The sequence below is a fragment of the Mesorhizobium sp. CO1-1-11 genome (assembly GCF_020164995.1).
GTDB lineage: Bacteria > Pseudomonadota > Alphaproteobacteria > Rhizobiales > Rhizobiaceae > Mesorhizobium > Mesorhizobium australicum.
This window is the reverse complement of the sequence record NZ_JAIUHE010000004.1, coordinates 164,205-180,657: the sequence shown is the minus strand read 5'-3', so window position 1 is coordinate 180,657 and position 16,453 is coordinate 164,205. Positions and strand designations below refer to the sequence as shown.

Sequence of the window (16,453 nt, the reverse complement as noted above, 5' to 3'; positions counted from 1 at the left end):
TTACTGGCCGGTGCTGGGTTGTGTCGTCGGCGCGGCAGGTGCCGCAGCCGGCGCCGTCGGTTTCGCCGGTCCTTCCTTGCCGTCGGGATCGCGGAAGTAGCGGAAGAACTCCGAACTCGGCGACAGCACCATGGTCGTCCCGGTGTTGTCCAGCGCGGTGCCATAGGCATTCATCGACCGGTAGAAGTCGAAGAAGGCGGGATCGCGCTTGTAGGCATCGGCGAAGGTGGCGCTGCGCTGCGCCTCGCCCTCACCGCGCAGGATCTCGGACTCCTTCTGCGCTTCGGCAACGATCTCGACCACTTCACGATCGGCGCGCGCCGTGATGCGCTGTGCCGCTTCGTTGCCGCGTGCCCGCAGCCGCGCGGCCTCCGCCAGGCGTTCCGCCTTCATGCGGTCGTAGGTCTGCTGTGAAACTTCGGCCGTCAGGTCGGTGCGGCGGATGCGAACATCCTCGATCTGCAAGCCGAGCGACGTGGCGTCGGGCCTGAGCTGATCGCGCACCTCGCGCATCATCACGGCACGCTCTTCGGAAAGCGCGGCCTCGAAATCGCGCAGACCGTAGACGCGGCGCAGGGCAGCGTCGAGACGCGTCCTGAGCCGCGCTTCGGCCAGTTCAATCTGACCGGACACGGCGGCCCGGAAGACGCGCGGATCCGAGATGCGATAGGCGATGAAGGCATCGACCTCATAGAATTTGCCGCCCGAGACCTGGACGCGGATGTTGTCGAGGTCGAAGCGCAGCACCCTGTTTTCGATCAGTTGCACCGTATCGGCGTCGAAGAACGAGAACGGCGCCTTGAAGTAGATGCCGGGCTCGCTCTTGACGTCGACGATCTCACCGAAGCGGAGCACCAGCGCCTGCTGGCGCGCATTGACCACGAAGACCGAGGAATAGATCAGGAACAGGACGACCGCCGCCACGACGACGACGATGGGAAGACGGTTGGCCATCACTTGGTACCTCCCGTGTTCGCGGCGGGCGCGGCCGGTGCTGGCGGTTTCGGCTGCAATGTGGGCAGCGGCAGATAAGGCAAGACACCCTGTCCGTTGTTCTGCTCGACGATGACCTTGCTCGAGTCCTTCAGAACCCTCTCCATGGTTTCCAGATAAAGGCGTTTGCGCGTGACATCGGGGGCCTTGGCATATTCGTCGTAGACCGAGATGAAGCGCTGCGCCTCACCTTCGGCTTCCTGCACCACACGGTTTTTGTAGGCGGCCGCGTCTTCGCGGACCTGGGCCGCCTCGCCGCGTGCCTGGCCGAGCTTCTGGTTGGAATACTGATTGGCCTGCTCGACGAACTTGTCCTCGTCCTGCTCGGCGCGCTGCACCTCGTCGAACGCATCTGCCACCTCGCGTGGCGGTGCCGCATCCTCGATGGAGACGGCGTTGACGTTGAGACCGGCCTTGTAGCCGTCCAGCGTCGTCTGGATGATCTCGCGCACCGAGGCCGCGATGCCCTGGCGATCGTCGCGGAAAATGTCCTGCGCCGGCCGGCGGCCGACGGCTTCGCGCATGGCGCTCTCGGCAACCTGCCGCAGCATGCCGTCCGGGTCGGAGACGTCGAACAGGTAAGCGCGGGGATCGGAGACCTGGTAGGCCACGGAGAACTGCACATTGACGATGTTCTGGTCGCCCGAGAGCATCAGCCCGTTGCCGCTGGTGTTGCCGCCGCCAATGTCGACGAGCTGCTCTGAAATCTTCGCCGTCTCGACGGTCTCGAGGGGCCACCAGTGGAAATGCAGGCCTGGCTGGGAAAGCTCGGCCTTCGGCTTGCCGAAGCGCAGTTCGACCGCGACCTCGTCGGGCTGCACGGTATAGACCGCCTGGAAGGCCCACAGAACAACCAGCACCGCGGCGATCAGGCCGAACACCGCCGGACTGGCGCCACCGCCGCCGGGCAGCGCGCGCCGCAGCCGATCCTGGCCACGGCGAATGATGTCTTCGAGGTCGGGAGGCGACCCCTGCGGGCCGCTTGGCCCCTTCGGTCCCTGCCCCCAGGGTCCCTGATTGTTACCGCCGCCACCCCACGGGCCGCCGCCTCCGCCACCTTTGTCGTTCCAGGGCATGAATGTCCTTTCGCTTGGAATTCCCTCAAGCACCGCGGTTACGGCGCAAATCCAGTGTCGTTCTTCTATAGGGACGCCACGGCGCGCTTTCAACGCGATGCGCCGCCGACTTCATCCGTTTTGGGCCGGTAGCGACCCTTTGTCGTCCTTTATCTTCGAACTATCTCGCGGCGGCGCTCATAAACCGTATAGCGCGTCGCATGGCTGTCCTTTTCTCCTGACGCAATCTCCCGCGAACTGACCACTTGCCATGCATCAGGGTCGATCGGCGGGAAATGCGCGTCGCCATCGACGGCGGCCAACACATGGGTCACGTGCAGGCGCTCGGCCAGCGGCAGCGCCTGGGCATAGATTTCGCCGCCGCCGATGATGCAGACCTCGTCGACGCCCGTCATGCGGCGTCCGCGCACGGTTGCCAGCTGGATCGCGGCTTCGAGCGTATGCGCCACCTCGACGCCCTCGGCACGCCAGGCCTTGTCGCGGGTGACGACGATGTTCAGCCTGCCCGGCAGCGGCCGGCCGATGCCTTCATAGGTCTTGCGGCCCATGATGATGGGCTTGCCCATCGTGTCGGCCTTGAACCGCTTGAGGTCGGTGGAGAGCCGCCAGGGCAACCCGCCGTCCCGCCCGATCACGCCGTTCTCGGCAATGGCGACATAGATCGCGACATGCATCAGTTTGCATCCCCGCCATTGCTGTCCGACGGGACGAGCAGGAGGATGTCGATGTCGTGCTCGGGATAGAAATCGTTCGCCTTCATCTCGAAACGCGTCGGCCCGACCTTTTTGACGTTGTCGCCGCAGAACGAGACCAGGGCTTTCGGGTTGCCCTTGTCAATGGTCAGCTTGAACTTGCCGATGGTGCCCGCCGCCCAGTTGCCGCCGGTGGTCAGGATATAGGCGATGCGGCTTTCGTAGAATTTGGGATAGCCGTCCGGATTGTCCTTCGCCGCCTTGCGCACCGCATTCTCGAATGTGTCGTCCATGCAGTAGCGGCTCTTGTACGCCGCGTATGAGTTCTGGAACTGGCCTTCATTGAAGAAACTGACCGAGGATGTGCCGCCCACGCTGGGCTTGTAGCGGTGCGAGACGTGAACGTCCTTGTTGGCCGGAAAGGCCGCGCGCCACCAATAGGTCGAGCGCAATTGCCAGAACGGCGAATAGACCGGTTTTTGGCCACTGTCGGCTGTGGAATCCCCGATGATGATGCCGCGGTCGACCCAGTCGTCAGCCACCCCTTGCGGCAGCTTCGCCAGCGCCGCCTTGGCCGCGTCGCCGAACGGGTTGAAGGGCACGTTTTGCGCCTTGAGGTCGGCGCCGATGTCGATGCCGAGCGCGAGCACCTTCTGCTCGAGTTGGGGCTTGGCCGCGACGCCGTCGATCGTCACCTCGAAGCCGAGGAAATTATCGCTCTGGTTTTCCGGGATCGCCGGCATCTCTTCGGGATCGCCCGAAATGTCGGGCATCGGGAAGGCGACTATCGCCTCGACATCCTTGTCGGTGTTGTTGTGGAAGACGTAGTCCACCGTCACCTTTTCGGGCGAGATGAAAAGATCCTCGCTTTGCATCGCCACGGCATCGCTGCGCGACAGGATCAGGCCGCCGGTGCCAAGCTCGGCAACCGAATCATTGGCCATTGCAGGCGCGACCGAAAGCGCCAACGCTAAAGCCAGAACAGATCGCAACATCGAAGCCCCCTCGGCTGGAATGCCTGGATGACCCTAGCCGTTTCGATGCGGCGTTTCAAAGCCCTTCCGCTTGCTGGGTGTGCGTGACCGGTCTGGACACGCACGCAGTCTGGACACGCACGCGGTCTGGACACGCAGGCGGTCTGGACTAACAGGTTCCGATGGGGCAGGAGTTCGCGCCATGCGCAAGCTTCTCGTCATCGGCATCGGCGCCGGCAATCCCGACCACATGACCGTCCAGGCCATAGCAGGGCTGAACAGGGCGGACGTCCTGTTTATTCCCGACAAGGGCACCGACAAGACCGATCTTGCCAACCTGCGGCGCGGCATCTGCGACCGCTTCGTCACCAACCCGGCCTCACGCAGGGTCGAGTTCGACGTGCCGGTGCGTGCCGAACCGACCTCTTCCTATCGTTCGACCGTCGACGACTGGCATGAAGCCATCGCCGCCATCTACGAGGCACTGATCCGCGACGAGATCTCCGGGGATGGCTGCGGCGCCTTCCTGATCTGGGGCGATCCTTCGCTCTATGACAGCGCTCTGCGCATCCTCGAGCGCGTGCGCCTGAGGGGCAATGTTGCGTTCGACCTGGAAGTCATCCCCGGCATAACGGCCGTCCAGGCGCTGGCAGCCAGCCACAAAACGGCGCTGAACCGCATCGGCGATCCCGTGCTGATCACCACCGGCCGCCGCCTGACCGAGGAAGGCATGCCGGACAATGCCGGCAGCGCCGTCGTCATGCTCGACGGCAAATGCGCCTTCAACACGCTGGCAGACCGGGACCTTTTCATCCAATGGGGCGCCTATCTCGGCACGCCCGACGAGATCATCATCTCCGGCCGCCTTGGCGATGTCGGCGCCGAGATCGAAAAGCGCCGCGACGAAGCCCGCCGGAAGAAAGGCTGGATCATGGATACGTATTTGCTGCGAAAGCCGGAGTAGTGGAATAGTGAGTAGTAAATAGTGAGTAGTCAGTAGTCAGTGAGGACTAGGCTGTACTCACTACTCACTACTCACTACTCACTACTCACTACTCACTACTCACTACTCACTACTCCCTACTCACTACTCACTACTCACTACTCCCTACTCACTACTCCCTACTCCCCTATCCCGCCTCAATCTCCGACTGCAACGCGTCCATATGCGTCGCCGCGGCCGCACTCGCCGCTCGCTCGATGGCGCGAAAACGGCTGACCACGGCCAGGCCGACGGTCGTCAGTTGCGCGCCGCCGCCCTTGCGGCCGCCGGTCTGCGCCGCCACCAGCGGCTTGCCGAACACCCGGTTCATGTCCTCGACCAGGTCCCATGCGTGCTTGTAGGACATCTCCATGCCGCGCGCGGCGGCCGAGATCGACCCGAAGGTGGCGATGTGCTCCAGAAGCTCGATCTTGCCAGGACCGATCCGTCCGTCCGGATCGAGATTTATCCGCAAGCTCAGCGACGGCATTTTTTGCTCCTCCGCGACCGCTTCAGCTTCCGCGACCGTTATTCCAAAACAATATAGCGCCAATCACCGCCGCTGTCAGCCATCGACGTCGAGCGGCAGACCGGCGCCGGTATTTCCCCGATCGAAGCTCACGGTCTTGACCACCGCGAAAACCTTGCCGCCGAGCCGCAGCTTCAGCGCCTGCCGCGACTGTTCCGTGATGCGGGCGAGCACCGTTGCCCCATTGCAGTCGATGCCGATTTCAACCGTCGGCCCCTCGCCGGGACTGATCGCGACGATCGTGCCGGGCAGGATGTTGAGGGCACTGAGGCCCGTCGGTTTCTCCGCGGCGATCATCACGTCGCGAGCGCGAATGCGGATACGCACGGGAGCCCCGGCCTTCATCCCAAGACGCGGCACGCGGATCTCGCCGGCGGCCGAGCCGAGCACGGTCATCCCAAAAGCCTCCTCGTGACGCAGCACCTTCGTGTCCAGCACGGCGCCGCCCTCGCCGCGCTCTTCCACCGGCAACAGGTCGAGCCTTTGCATGACAGCGTCGGTCGGGCCGCTAGCCGTGACCTTGCCCCGCGCCAGCATCACGACGTCGCTCGCCAGCCGCGCCACCTCGGCGACCGAATGGCTGACATAGACGATCGGGATCTTCGTTTCGTCGCGCAGCCGCTCGATATAGGGCAGGATCTCGGCCTTGCGCGCTTCGTCGAGCGAGGCCAGCGGCTCGTCCATGAGCAGCAGTCTGGGGCTGGCCAGCAGCGCCCTGCCGATCGCCACGCGCTGCTTCTCGCCGCCCGAGAGTTTTGCCGGTCGTCGCCCAAGCAGCGGGCCGATGCCCAGCAATTCTACAACGGCGTCCATGTCCGCATAGCGTTCCGCCGCCGGCGTGAACCAGCGACCGTAGCACAGATTGCTCATCACGCTCATATGCGGAAACAGGCGCGCATCCTGGAACACCATGCCGATGCGGCGTTTGTGCCTTGGCACGAAAATGCCGGCACCCGCGTCGACCAGCACGCGGCCATCGACCTCGATGCGCCCCTTGTCCGGCCGGATCAGCCCGGCAATCATGTTGATCAGCGTCGTCTTGCCGGAACCGGACGGTCCGAACAGCGCCGTCAGCCGTCCGGCGCTCTCGAAGCGGGCATCGATGGTGAAATCGCCAAGCCGGTGGCCAATGTCGACAAGGACGCTCATTCGATGTCCATCCGCCGCCCGACCCGCCGCGCCAGCACTTCCGATGCGACCAATGCCGCCATCGAGATGACGATCGAAATCAGCGTCAGTCGCAGCGCCCCTTCGTCGCCGCCCGGCACCTGGGTAAAAGTGTAGATCGCCGACGGCAGCGTCTGCGTCTCGCCAGGAATGTTGGAGACGAAAGTGATCGTCGCGCCGAACTCGCCCATCGCCTTGGCGAAGGACAGGATGGCGCCGGCGATCAGCCCGGGCAGGATCAGCGGCAGCGTGATGGTGCCGAACACCCACAGCGGGTTGGCGCCGAGCGTTCCCGCCGCCGCCTCCATCTTGCGATCCACCGCCTCGATCGACAGCCGGATCGCCCGCACCATCAGGGGGAAGCCCATGACACCGCAGGCAAGGGCGGCACCCGTCCAGCGAAACGAGAAGACGACGCCGAAATGTTCGGCGAGGAAGACGCCGGCCGGGCCGCGTTTGCCGAACGTCAAAAGCAGGAGATAACCGGTCACCACGGGCGGCAGGATCAGCGGCAGGTGCACCACCCCGTTGAGCAGCGTCTTGCCCCAGAATTGCCCCCGGGCAAGCAGCAGCGCGATCGCTATGCCCGGCGGCAGGCTGGCGAGCATCGCCACCGTCGCCACCTTGATGGACAGCCGGACCGCATTCCATTCGTCGGGAGTGAGGTCCAGCAGCCAGCTCATAGTGCGGTATCGGGCCTTTTCGAACTCAGTTGCTCGCCGACTCAGTTGCTGGGCGTGAGCACGGTAAAACCCTGTTCCCTAAAGAGCGCGCCGGCCTTGGCGGACTGCAGGCACTTCAGGAAGGCCGGCGTATCCTTGTCCTTCGAATCGGCGGTCTGGGCAACCGGATAGATGATCGGCGGATGTGAATTCTCGGGGAAGGTGCCGACCACCTTGACGCCCTTTTCGGCGTGCGCGTCGGTGGCATAGACGATGCCGAGCGCGGCCTCACCAGTCGAAACCAGCTTCAGCGCCGCCCGGACATTCTCGGCCTGCGCCACCTTGCCCTCGACCGAGGACCAGACGCCGAGCGATTCAAGCGCCGCCTTGCCGTATTTGCCGGCCGGCACGGCCTTGAAGTCGCCCATGGCAAGCTTGCCGTCGCCGACGAGCTTGGCGAGGTCAAAGCCTTTCTCGATCTTGGTTTCGACCGTCGAATCCTTCGGCGCCACCAGCACGATCTCGTTGCCCAGCAGCTTCACTTCCGTGTCGGGCTTGGTCAGCTTCTTGTCGGAGAGATATTTCATCCAATCGAGATCGGCGGAGATGAAGACGTCGGCCGGCGCCCCACCCTCGATCTGCTTGGCCAATGCCGAACTCGCGGCATAGGAAACGGTCGCGGCCTCGCCGACATCGGCTTCGCAGGCCTTGTTCACCGCATCGAGCGCATCCTTGAGACTGGCCGCCGCGAACACCACGACCTTGTCTTCCGCGTGCGCTGCTGGCATTGCCGCCATCAATGTCGCCGCAAAGCCGCCAATGGCGATCATCCTCAACCCGAAACCTTTGCGTGTCATCGAAAACTCTCCCTGGGTTCAAACTCCGGTTGGCTCGAAGCCTGTAGACCGATATATCCGCATGGATATAACAAGGGAAGGCCCGGCCGGCTGAAACTCGATCCGGCGCTGCATGATTGTTCTGATAAGACCGCCGCCGCGAAAGGAACTGCAATGAAGATCAGCGCCCGCAACGTGCTCGAGGGAACGATCACCGAAATCGTCAAGGGAGCCACCACCTCGCGTCCGCATCGACATCGGCGGCGGCATCATCGTCACCGTCTCGATCACCAATGAAGCTGTCGCCGACCTCAAGCTCGAAAAGGGCAAGCAGGCCTACGACGTGGTCAAGGCCTCGGACGTGATGGTCGGCATCGACTGAAAAGCCGCGGCTCAGACCGCGATGGGCGCCTTGATCGACGCGTCGGCGACGTAGTTTTCCAGCCGGAAATCCTCGAAGCGGAAGGCGAAAAGGTCCTTCACCTCAGGATTGATCCACATCGTCGGCAGGGTCCTTGGCGTGCGCCGCAACTGTTCGCGCGCCTGCTCGAAATGGTTCGAGTAGAGATGCGCGTCGCCAAGCGTGTGCACGAAATCGCCCGGCTTCAGCCCTGTCACCTGCGCCACCATCAGCGTCAGCAGCGCGTAAGACGCGATGTTGAACGGCACGCCGAGGAAGATGTCGGCGGAGCGCTGGTAGAGCTGGCAGGAAAGCCGGCCCTCGGACACGTAGAACTGGAAAAGGCAGTGGCAAGGCGGCAGCGCCATGGCTTCCACCTCGGCGGGATTCCAGGCCGAGACGATCAGCCGCCGCGATTGAGGATTGCGGTGGATCTCCTTGAGAAGATTGGCGATCTGGTCGATCGAGCCGCCATGGCCGTCTGGCCAGGATCGCCACTGCCTGCCGTAGACCGGGCCGAGATCGCCATTCTCGTCGGCCCATTCATCCCAGATCGAAACGCCGTGGTCGGTCAGGTACTTGATGTTGGTGTCGCCGGCCAGGAACCAGAGGAGTTCATGGATGATCGACTTCAGATGCAGCTTCTTGGTGGTGGTGACCGGAAATCCGCGCGCCAGATCGAAGCGCATCTGGTAGCCGAAGACGGAGCGCGTGCCGGTGCCGGTGCGGTCGCCACGATCGGCGCCGTTGTCCAGCACATGCTGCAGGAGATCGAGATATTGGCGCATCGGTTCCGGGCTCGATTCGGGATCTCTCCGATCATAGCGCATATAGGCGCTGACGCCACGCTTGTCTGAGATCGTCCCCACTTAGCAGGGACGAAGCCCGCCCAGAATCCTCACCGGCGAACCGGAAGCGCGGAAATCGCCAACCGGCCGCCAGGATGAAGTAACCAAAGGTCTCAGAGAGAGCCGAGCTTGCCCAGGTCCTTGGCCACCAGATAGTAGAAGGTCACGCGGTTCTTGGTGTTGTCGGCGTGCATCGCCTTGCAAGTCTTCTCGATCGCGGCGTCGGCTTTCGCCCCGTCGCTGACGCCGAGCTTCTTGGCCACCCAGCTCTCCTTGACCCGCGCCAATTCCTTCGGATCCGTGCAGGACACCAGCGAGGAATCGCGGTTCCTCAGCGCAATGCCCAGGTGCTTGACGATTTTTTCGACCGCATCGGCGCTTGCCGCGGCGTCATATTTCTTCACATCCGCAAGATAGTCGGCCATCAGAATTCCCCTCGTCGGCGCCACGGATCCGATCGATGAGGGCTGTGGCGCGCTTCGCAACTTGTGCGCTAGGTCGGTAACTCCTCACCGCCCGCAAAGCTTCGGTTGAGACCGCGCCCAAGTCAACCCTTCGCGTCGCAATTTGACACAGGGACAAAGCACCATTGCGGCCTTTCATTTCCGCGCAAGCCCCCCTATATTCGTTTTGTCGGCTTGACCGACTATGGCGATAAATGGGCGATGAAATAAGCCGTTCGGACCCGGGGGCGGTACCCGGCGCCTCCACCAAAAGCCGCTGTTGAGGACAGAGCGGTTTTTGCTGGGGGCGAAATAGGATCGACGAAGGTGTAAAGATCGTACTTTTGCCCGGCATTGTACCACCGTCATCGGGCTAAACTTATAGTTGCCAACGACAACTATGCGGAAGCACGTCTCGCTGCTTAATGCAGTGCGATAGCTTCAAATCAAGCCCTAGGGGTTCGCACTTCTAGGCGGGGTTCGGAGGTACCTGGCAACAGAAACCTCCACTTCTCCCCCTTTCATTTTGCGTGACGCACAACGGTTCCTGCCGTCAAGACTTCGCACGTCCACGGCTGCGAAGCCGCTGCGTTGCGTGCCCTTTCTCCATGGACAAAATGCAAAACAATTCCGATCGATTCTTCGTGCTGACCGGCGGCCCCGGTTCCGGCAAGACCACCTTGATCGAAGCCTTGCGGCAGGCGGGCTTTGCGACATCCGCCGAGGCCGGGCGCGGCATCATCGGCGACCAATCCGCCATTGGTGGAACCGCCCTGCCCTGGAGCGATCGCGCATTGTTCGCCGAACTGATGCTGTCGTGGGAAATGCGCTCGTACCGTGCGGTCCGCGAGCTGGCCGGTCCGGTCTTCTTTGATCGCGGCGTGCCGGACACGATCGGCTATCTCAGGCTCTGCGGCCTGCCGGTGCCGGATCACCTCACCAGTGCCGCCACGGAATTCCGCTATGCGCGTCGCGTCTTCGTCGCCCCGCCATGGCCGGAGATCTTCACCCAGGACGAAGAACGCAAGCAAACCCTCGACGAGGCCGAGCGCACTTGCCAGTCCGTGGCCGGCGTCTATGCCGCACTCGGCTACGAACTGGTGAGCTTGCCGCTGGCCCCAGTCGAAGAGCGTGTACGCTTCCTCCTCGACGCTGCTGGATTGCCGCTGACATCGCGGACATAAAGAGGTCGGACGGGTCCGGCCTTTCCTGTGCGTTGGTGGACCAGGCGATACCTTGTAAACTGAAACCACACCCCATGGAGATCGGAAACATGGCGCTCAAGCGGATGGACAATGTAGGAATCGTCGTCGAAGACCTTGGAGTGACGATCGATTTCTTTCGCGAACTCGGCCTCGAGCTCGAAGGGCGAGCCATGGTCGAAGGAGAATGGGCCGGACGCGTCACCGGACTGGGCGACCAGCATGTCGAGATTGCCATGATGCGCACGCCGGACGGCCACAGCCGGCTGGAGCTCTCCCGCTTCCTCGCGCCGCCTGTCGTCGCGGATCACCGGACCGCCCCGGTCAACGCCCTGGGCTACCTCCGCGTCATGTTCACCGTGGACGACATCGACGACACGCTTGAAAGGCTCCGCACGCGCGGCGCGCAACTCGTAGGCGAAGTGGTCGAGTACAAGGACGTGTATCGGCTCTGCTACATCCGTGGGCCTGAAGGGCTTCTCATCGGCCTCGCCCAGGAACTCAGCTGAGCGTCAGCAGCCAGAGCGCGGTCGTCAACCCGGGGCAAACGCCGGCTTCGACACAAAGAGGCCGGGATCGACCCGGCCTCCCCTGGTTTATTGGAAAAGGTGCTTACTCCGCCGGCGCTTCGACCGCTTCGCGCGAACGGCCAAGCGTGACTTTCGCCAGTGCGAACGAGATCACCGCGCAGAGCGTGATGCCGGCGACCATCGGCAGCGGCGTGCCGTCGAAGAACACACCGGCGACGCCCATGGCGAGCGCGCCGATGGCGAAGTGCAGCGTGCCCATCAGCGCCGACGCCGTGCCGGCGATCTCGCCATGCTCTTCCATGGCCAGCACCGATGTGGTCGGGATGACCAAGCCGAGGAAGCCGTAGCCGACGAACAGCAGGGCCGCCATCACGTCAAGCCGATCGACGCCCGTCACCATGATCGCGAACAGCACAACCATCGTCGTCGCGTAGCCGGTCACCGCCACCCACACCACGCGCTTCAGTCCGAACCGTTCGGAAAGCAGGCCCGTCAACTGCGACATGCCGATGAAGGCAACCGCGTTGATCGAGAAGAAGACGCTGTAGACCGAAGGCGACAGCCCGTAATGGTCGATCAGGATGAAGGACGAACTCGACAGATAGACGAAGAAGCTCGCAATGCCGAAGCCGGCGATCGCCACCAGGCCGAGGAAATTACGGTCGCCCATCAGGAAGCGGTAGCCGGCAAGGGCGGTACCGAAGGAGGACCCGACGCGTTCTTCCGCCGGCCGTGTCTCCTTGAGCGAGGTCGCGAGCAGGATGGTGGCAAGCACCGCCGCGCCGGTCACGGTCCAGAACACGGCGCGCCAGCCGAAATTCTCGATGATCTGGCTGCCGGTCAGCGGCGCCAGGATCGGTGACACCGAAAACACCAGCATCAGCAGCGACATCAGCTTGGCGGCCTCATTGCCGGTGTGCAGGTCGCGCACGATGGCGCGCGGAATGGCCATTCCGGCACTGGCGCCAAGCCCCTGCAGGAAGCGGAAGGCGATCAGCCACTCGATGGTCGGCGCCATTGCCGAGCCGATGCCGCCGGCCATGAACAGCGCCAGGCCGCCATAGAGCGGCAGCTTGCGGCCGACCATGTCGGAGATCGGCCCGACGACGATCTGGCCGAAGCCCATCGACAGGAAGAAGATCAAAAGGCTCATCTGCACGGCGGCGGTGCCAGCATGCAGATCGGTGCCGATCGACGGCAAAGCGGGCAGATACATGTCGATGGCGAACGGGCCGATGGCGGACAACAGGCCGAGCACGACCGCGATGCGGAGGAATTTGGGGCTCATGATATTGGCTTCTTTCGAATCTGGTTGCCGCCGCCGGCGACGTCTGACCCTAGGACGTTCCATCCCGTGGGTTTCCTACTCCTGGAGCAAATTTATTCGTCTCCGGAGCGAAATCCCCTTATATCGTGTCCACAAATTTAGACAGTCTTGTCTAAATCGTCAATCACCTCTATATAGATTTTCATGAGACTGGGCGTTTCTCCTGACACTTTCCCGCCACGCGGCCACGAGGCCAAGCGCCTGTCGATCGTCGACGCCGCTGCCGGCGTGTTCTGCCGCGAAGGCTTCTCCGGCGCCAATATAGACTTGATCGCGGTTGAGGCCGGCGTGTCGCGCCAGACGGTTTACAATCACCATGGCGACAAGGAAAAGCTGTTCATCGCGGTCGTGCGCGACCTGACCGAGCGCTGCAACGCCGGCATTTTCGCCACCATCGCCACCTTTCCCGATCAGCCTGGGGATCTCGAGGCCGACCTGATCGGTTTTGCCGTGCGCCTGAATCAGAACTGCATCTGCAACCGCGACGGAAAATTCCTGCGCAAGCTGATCCAGACCGAGGGCGAGCGCTATCCTGAGCTCTTTGCCGAATGGCGCGAACAGGGACCCGGCAGGACATGGCCGGCGATCGCCGCCCGCTTCGCCCGCCTCGCCTATGGCGGCTATCTCGCGATCGACGATCCCGACGTCGCGGCGCGCCAGTTCCTCGGCCTCGTCAATGCCGAATTGCAGACCACCTTCATGCTTGGCGGCACGCCAGGCGAGGACGAGGTGGCGCAATCGGCGACAAACGGTGTGCGCACCTTCCTGCGCGCTTTCGGCAAGCGCCCTTCCCCGACCAGCCTCAAAAGACACGCTGCGCTGGCTAACGCATAACATTTGGCGTTGCCGCCAAGCCGCCTTGCCGATCAAATCGTTTGCAATAGTCCTCGCTTCGGCGCGGCGGCGGTCTATATCAGGTTTACGCCGCGCCCAAGCTTGATTACAGCTATGCGGACGATTCAACGGAACCCGACCACCTCATGGCCGACGACCATATCCGCTACGACATTCTGGCCCAGGAGGCGTTGCGCGGCGTCATGCGCAAGGTTCTGGCAGAGGTCGCGCGCACCGGCCTCCCCGGCAACCATCATTTCTTCATCACCTTCCTGACCGGCGCGCCGGGCGTGCGCGTCTCATCGCGGCTGCGCGAGCGCTATCCCGAGCAGATGACCATCGTCATCCAGTTCCAGTATTGGGACCTGAAGGTGACCGACACCGGTTTCGAGGTCGGTCTCTCCTTCTCCGACGTGCCGGAGAAACTGGAAATCCCGTTCTCGGCCGTGCGCGGCTTCTACGATCCGTCGGTCAATTTCGAGCTCGAATTCGACGTCAAGACCGATGCGCAGCCCGACGAGGAACCGGCAGCACCGGTGCCCGAGCCGCTGACCATCGTCTCCGAGAAGAAGCCGAAGGCCGAGAAGAAGGCCGCCGCCGAAGCGGAGAAGAAGGCAACCGCCGCGGATGCCGGCACCAAGGGCGCCGAAGTGGTCTCGCTCGACGCCTTCCGCAAGAAATAGGCTCGCTGTCCGTGGCCGACATCGTCAATCTCCGCCAGGCTCGCAAGCAGAGGGCGCGGGACGACAAGGCACAAACGGCCAGCCGCAATCGCGCCTTGCACGGTCGCACCAAGGCCGAAAAGGAACGCGACCGCCTGATCGCCGACAAGAGCGAAAGGTTTGTCGCGGGCCATCATCGCGAAAAGCCCGCCCAGCCTGACGATCGATGAGCGCCGTCGAAAAACGCTCGGTGACCATTCGCGGCCATCGCACCAGCTATTCCCTCGAAAAGCCCTTCTATGACGATCTCGTCGCCATCGCGGCGACCAGGAAGCTGACGCTCGCCGCCCTTGTCGCCGAAATCGACGAGATCCGGCCCCGTGACACCAATCTGTCCTCGGCGCTCAGGCTGCATGTCCTGGAGTGGGCGAAGCGCGCGACGAGCGCCTGAACTTACGCACCCTCGACCGGGTCCGCCTTTTTCCCGCGTCCGAAGCCGAGCAAGGTGGAGCGCTCACGCTCCTCGGCCTGCTTGCGCGAGCGCACGCGCATCAGATCCTTCCAGCCGACATAGCCGACCAACCTTCCATCCTCACGCGCCACGACCGGCAGATGCGAGACATTGGCGGTCAGCAGCTTGTCCGACAGGCCTTCCAGATATTCGTCGGGATGGGCCAGTGTCACCTTGCTTCCCGCCAGCAGCTCGCCGAGCGTCGTCGTCCGGTGCTTGCCGGCACGGCGCCAGCGCAGGATCGCCGGCGGATCGATGAGGCCGAGCACCTGCCTGTTTTCATCGACCACGGGAAAACTCGGATGCCGGGTTTCCGGCGCGGTCAGGAAGGCGGCCGCACCATGCAGCGTCATCGTCGCCGGCACGCTCTCGACCTGCGCCGTCATCACCTCGCGCACCCTGGTCAGCGCGAAGGGGTCGACGCGATATTCGCGAACCAGATGGTGCCCTCGCCTGGCGATCTTCTCGGTCAGTATCGAACGCTTCATCAACAGCACGGTGACCGCGTGCGCCGCGGCACAAGCCGCGATCAGCGGCACCAGCACATGCGTGTTGCCGGTCAGCTCGACGGCGAAGAACGTGGCTGTCAGCGGCGCGCGCATCGTGCCACCCATAGTGGCGGCCATGGCCAGCAGTGCCCAGAAGCCCGGGTCCGCCGCCGGCAGGATGCCGGCAAGCACCGCCCCCATCGCGCCACCCATGATCAACAGCGGCGCCAGCACGCCGCCCGAGGTTCCCGAGCCGAGCGCCACCGACCAGATGATGGCCTTGACCACCAGCAGCAGCAGCGCCGCCGTGGCGATCGTGCGGCCGTCCAGCATGTCGGCGATGTTGTCATAGCCGACGCCGAGCGCCCGTGGGTCGATCAAGCCGCCTATGCCGACCACCAGGCCGCCGAGCATCGGCCACCACATCCAGTGGATCGGCAGCTTCTGGAAGCCGTCCTCGCAGGCATAGACCATCTGCGTCAGCAGCCCGGACAACAGGCCGGCGCAGATGCCGACCAGCACCCAGCCGCCAAGGCCGACGAAGGAAACCGCCATGTTGCCCGCGAACGGAAAGATCGGCCCTGGCATGTGCAGCATGGTGCGCTCCACCTCGGCCACGATGGCCGCCACCGCGACGGGGATGAAGCTGCGTGGCGTCCATTCGAACAGCAACAATTCGACCGCCAGCATGATGGCTGCGATCGGCGTGCCGAACACGGTGGTCATGCCGGCCGCCGCTCCCGCCACCAGCAATGTCTTGCGCTCGTTGTCCGAGACCGGCAGCATCTGCGCGATCAACGAGCCGATGGCGCCGCCGGTCATGATGATCGGACCCTCGGCGCCGAACGGCCCGCCCGAGCCGATCGAGATCGCCGACGACAGCGGCTTCAGGATCGCCACCTTGGCGTCGAGCTTGGAGCGCCCAAGCAGGATCGCCTCGATGGCCTCGGGAATGCCGTGGCCGCGGATCTTCTCGCTGCCGTAGCGCGCCATCAGGCCGATGATCAGCGCGCCGATGACCGGAACGATGACGGCGGCAAGCCCGAGCGGCGTATCCTGCAGCTTCAGCTCGGCAAGCGAGAACTGGCCGAAATAGGCGATGTTGGTGGCGAGCCGGATCAGCTTCAGAAGCGCGATGCCGGCAAACAGCCCGGCGGTCGCCACCACCACCGCTATCGCGGCGACGAGCAGCACTCGGGCATCCGTGGTGAAATCCCGGAGATGATCGGGATTGGAGTTATGGGTCTTCATGGTGGCTTTGCTTCCTGCCGGCGGCCGTGTCTGGGTTCTGCGGCAC

19 protein-coding genes, 1 other RNA gene and 1 pseudogene are annotated in these 16,453 nt (G+C 63.6%); 9 read left to right on the top strand and 12 right to left on the bottom strand.

Annotated elements, in window-relative coordinates:
- The 4 genes from hflC to LB554_RS06110 form a co-directional block, all read right to left on the bottom strand.
- Entirely contained in the window at positions 1–954 is a 954-nt protein-coding gene (gene hflC / locus LB554_RS06125; protein ID WP_224583568.1) for a protease modulator HflC, read from the bottom strand.
- Complete coding sequence (hflK, locus tag LB554_RS06120) at positions 954–2,069, bottom strand: FtsH protease activity modulator HflK (protein ID WP_224583566.1); 1,116 nt, start codon at positions 2,067–2,069, stop codon at positions 954–956. Before hflK ends, hflC begins: the two co-directional genes overlap by 1 nt.
- Before the next feature lie 149 nt (positions 2,070–2,218).
- Positions 2,219–2,743, bottom strand: coding sequence for a dihydrofolate reductase (locus LB554_RS06115; protein ID WP_140615719.1), 525 nt, complete (start codon positions 2,741–2,743; stop codon positions 2,219–2,221).
- Positions 2,743–3,756, bottom strand: coding sequence for a DUF4424 domain-containing protein (locus LB554_RS06110; RefSeq protein WP_224583564.1), 1,014 nt, complete (start codon positions 3,754–3,756; stop codon positions 2,743–2,745). Before LB554_RS06110 ends, LB554_RS06115 begins: the two co-directional genes overlap by 1 nt.
- A gap of 181 nt (positions 3,757–3,937) precedes the next feature.
- On the opposite strand from LB554_RS06110, the gene cobF reads away from it, so the two are divergent.
- Positions 3,938–4,699, top strand: coding sequence for a precorrin-6A synthase (deacetylating) (gene cobF, locus LB554_RS06105; RefSeq protein WP_224583562.1), 762 nt, complete (start codon positions 3,938–3,940; stop codon positions 4,697–4,699).
- Positions 4,700–4,865: 166 nt separating this feature from the next.
- Here cobF and LB554_RS06100 read toward each other — a convergent pair whose 3' ends face one another.
- From LB554_RS06100 to modA, 4 genes are all read right to left on the bottom strand, one after another.
- Positions 4,866–5,207 carry a winged helix-turn-helix domain-containing protein gene (locus tag LB554_RS06100; RefSeq protein WP_015317271.1) on the bottom strand — a complete coding sequence of 114 codons (342 nt, stop codon included), beginning with the start codon at positions 5,205–5,207 and terminating at the stop codon, positions 4,866–4,868.
- 75 nt (positions 5,208–5,282) lie between these two features.
- The gene (modC, locus tag LB554_RS06095) at positions 5,283–6,395 is read right to left on the bottom strand and encodes a molybdenum ABC transporter ATP-binding protein (RefSeq protein WP_224583559.1); all 1,113 of its coding nucleotides are present in this window, start codon (positions 6,393–6,395) and stop codon (positions 5,283–5,285) included.
- The gene (modB, locus tag LB554_RS06090) at positions 6,392–7,096 is read right to left on the bottom strand and encodes a molybdate ABC transporter permease subunit (protein ID WP_224583557.1); all 705 of its coding nucleotides are present in this window, start codon (positions 7,094–7,096) and stop codon (positions 6,392–6,394) included. Before modB ends, modC begins: the two co-directional genes overlap by 4 nt.
- A 41-nt stretch (positions 7,097–7,137) precedes the next feature.
- Positions 7,138–7,932: a molybdate ABC transporter substrate-binding protein gene (gene modA, locus LB554_RS06085; protein ID WP_140615709.1), complete on the bottom strand. Its 795-nt coding sequence runs from the start codon at positions 7,930–7,932 to the stop codon at positions 7,138–7,140.
- A gap of 153 nt (positions 7,933–8,085) precedes the next feature.
- Between modA and LB554_RS06080 the strand changes: the two are divergent.
- Positions 8,086–8,293 (top strand): annotated as a pseudogene (locus LB554_RS06080) (TOBE domain-containing protein).
- Positions 8,294–8,304: 11 nt separating this feature from the next.
- Here the strand turns inward: LB554_RS06080 and LB554_RS06075 are convergent.
- A complete protein-coding gene (locus LB554_RS06075) occupies positions 8,305–9,099 on the bottom strand; it encodes a thymidylate synthase (protein WP_224583680.1) in 795 nt (264 codons plus the stop codon).
- Between the two features lie 173 nt (positions 9,100–9,272).
- Positions 9,273–9,584 (bottom strand): DUF2853 family protein, encoded by a 312-nt coding sequence (locus LB554_RS06070; RefSeq protein ID WP_015317265.1) that lies wholly within the window; start codon positions 9,582–9,584, stop codon positions 9,273–9,275.
- Positions 9,585–9,752: 168 nt separating this feature from the next.
- Here LB554_RS06070 and ssrA point away from each other — a divergent pair.
- The 3 genes from ssrA (at position 9,753) to LB554_RS06055 (ending at position 11,313) form a co-directional block, all read left to right on the top strand.
- Positions 9,753–10,113, top strand: a transfer-messenger RNA (tmRNA) gene (gene ssrA / locus LB554_RS06065).
- A 106-nt stretch (positions 10,114–10,219) separates the two neighbouring features.
- On the top strand, positions 10,220–10,786 hold the full coding sequence (locus LB554_RS06060; protein ID WP_224583555.1) for an AAA family ATPase: 567 nt from the start codon (positions 10,220–10,222) through the stop codon (positions 10,784–10,786).
- 89 nt (positions 10,787–10,875) lie between these two features.
- Positions 10,876–11,313, top strand: coding sequence for a VOC family protein (locus tag LB554_RS06055; protein ID WP_224583554.1), 438 nt, complete (start codon positions 10,876–10,878; stop codon positions 11,311–11,313).
- A gap of 103 nt (positions 11,314–11,416) precedes the next feature.
- Here the strand turns inward: LB554_RS06055 and LB554_RS06050 are convergent, their stop codons facing one another.
- The gene (locus LB554_RS06050) at positions 11,417–12,622 is read right to left on the bottom strand and encodes a multidrug effflux MFS transporter (RefSeq protein ID WP_140660946.1); all 1,206 of its coding nucleotides are present in this window, start codon (positions 12,620–12,622) and stop codon (positions 11,417–11,419) included.
- 183 nt (positions 12,623–12,805) lie between these two features.
- Between LB554_RS06050 and LB554_RS06045 the strand changes: the two genes are divergently transcribed.
- From LB554_RS06045 to LB554_RS06030, 4 genes are all read left to right on the top strand, one after another.
- Positions 12,806–13,495 carry a TetR/AcrR family transcriptional regulator gene (locus tag LB554_RS06045; RefSeq protein WP_224583553.1) on the top strand — a complete coding sequence of 230 codons (690 nt, stop codon included), beginning with the start codon at positions 12,806–12,808 and terminating at the stop codon, positions 13,493–13,495.
- Between the two features lie 146 nt (positions 13,496–13,641).
- Positions 13,642–14,178 carry an SspB family protein gene (locus LB554_RS06040; RefSeq protein ID WP_140714644.1) on the top strand — a complete coding sequence of 179 codons (537 nt, stop codon included), beginning with the start codon at positions 13,642–13,644 and terminating at the stop codon, positions 14,176–14,178.
- 11 nt (positions 14,179–14,189) lie between these two features.
- The gene (locus LB554_RS06035; RefSeq protein WP_140873396.1) at positions 14,190–14,387 is read left to right on the top strand and encodes a DUF4169 family protein; all 198 of its coding nucleotides are present in this window, start codon (positions 14,190–14,192) and stop codon (positions 14,385–14,387) included.
- Positions 14,384–14,608: a ribbon-helix-helix domain-containing protein gene (locus LB554_RS06030; protein WP_140726188.1), complete on the top strand. Its 225-nt coding sequence runs from the start codon at positions 14,384–14,386 to the stop codon at positions 14,606–14,608. Before LB554_RS06035 ends, LB554_RS06030 begins: the two co-directional genes overlap by 4 nt.
- A 2-nt stretch (positions 14,609–14,610) precedes the next feature.
- Here the strand turns inward: LB554_RS06030 and LB554_RS06025 are convergent, their stop codons facing one another.
- Entirely contained in the window at positions 14,611–16,407 is a 1,797-nt protein-coding gene (locus LB554_RS06025) for a chloride channel protein (RefSeq protein ID WP_224583551.1), read from the bottom strand.
- Positions 16,408–16,453: the final 46 nt, after the last annotated feature.